The following is a 1,426-nucleotide window of genomic DNA, read 5'->3' as shown; positions in this document are numbered from 1 at the left end:
CGGTTTTACCTGACGCTGTTGGCCCCATAATAAAAATGACCGGTAAAGCGTTGCTCATGTCGGCTGCTCCCGGTTTAACGCAGCAATACTGCTGGATAAATCCAACGGTACCGCCAGCCAATGCTGATGGTTCGTTAGCGTTAATGCAAAGTAGTGTAGCAGCGCAGCACTGCTAAGCCTATGCGATGAAAGTAGCATAGTCAAAATGGCCTTACTGCTGGTAACCGGCTCTGCCGGTTGCAACAACGGTAAACAATCGAGTAGCCAATGGCTAATGGTGGTCGAGCGTAACCAGGGCGCTACTGCTCTGATTATAGCCGTACTGTCCTGCAATAAAATATCAAACCCTAATTGCTGCAACAGGCTAGCCGCAGCCAGCAACTGCTGTTTTTCATCGTGGGTTACTTTTACCCGCAGCGGCAGTAATAATGCTGCGTTGTTACCATCAGTAAGCCACGCTGGCGCCAGAGTCGCGGCTAAATCGAGTAACACCAGCCCTTGTTCACTCTGAGCAATTGCATAACCATTTCCTGCTGGCAATAATGCCGGCATGGCCGGCGTTAGCAACGCAATTTTCGGATCTGCCGCAGCGTATTGTTCTGTTAAATACTGCAGCTGGCCTTCGCTTTTTCTGGCAGTTTGAGCAGGCGTGGTGGCTTGCCAGCTTAACGTTCTGTGCGGTTTATTCTCAGTACCCAAAGCAGACCCGGCCTGCGGATATGCATTGTCAGGTCGTTGCCGTGACGGCGTAATCGAATTGCCTGCCACCACCTGGTAAGGCGCCGCGGTATTGGCTACCTGCGACAACGCAGCATTAGGGGCAATACTTAACTGTTGCAGCGCATCAGATAGTGCACTGACTACAAAATCATGTACCAACCGCGCCTGATGAAACCGCACTTCATGCTTGGCCGGGTGCACGTTTACATCAACTTCAGCGGGATCTATGTCGAGATATATTACAAAACCAGGCTGTTGTTCGGCGTTTAAACGCTCACCATAAGCCTGACGAATAGCATGATTTAACAGTTTGTCACGCATCATCCGGCCATTAACATAACTATACTGACAAGTAGCCTGACTCTGACACGCTACGGGTGCCAGCAACCAACCATGCAGCTTAACGGCACCAGCACTGTTTTCAATATAAGCAGCATGTTCTGCAAAGGCCTTGCCACATAAAGTGGCTACTCGTTTTTGTCTGGCACTAACGGTAGTTGCCTGCGGCAAACGCCGCACACTATGACCGTTATGGTTTAGCTGCCAGCCTACATCAAACCGGCTTAATGCTAAGCGTTTTATCAGCTCGTCAATATGGCTAAATTCCGTTTTGTCACTACGCAAAAATTTACGCCTGGCAGGGGTATTGAAAAACAAATCTACCACTTCAATACTAGTGCCATCTGGGTGGGCAGCCGGTTTTACC

At 49.7% G+C, this 1,426-nt stretch carries 1 protein-coding gene; it reads right to left on the bottom strand.

Annotated features, from left to right (window positions below; all coding sequences use genetic code 11):
* Window positions 1-54: 54 nt before the first annotated feature.
* A partial coding sequence (gene mutL / locus VT06_RS16725; RefSeq protein WP_046555468.1) for a DNA mismatch repair endonuclease MutL occupies window positions 55-1,426 on the bottom strand: 1,372 nt, incomplete at its 5' end.

Origin of the sequence: Arsukibacterium sp. MJ3 (assembly GCF_000987765.1) — a bacterium.
Classification (GTDB): Bacteria; Pseudomonadota; Gammaproteobacteria; order Enterobacterales; family Alteromonadaceae; genus Alishewanella.
The sequence above is the reverse complement of the archived record's forward strand: the minus strand, read 5'-3'. Positions and strand labels throughout refer to the sequence as shown.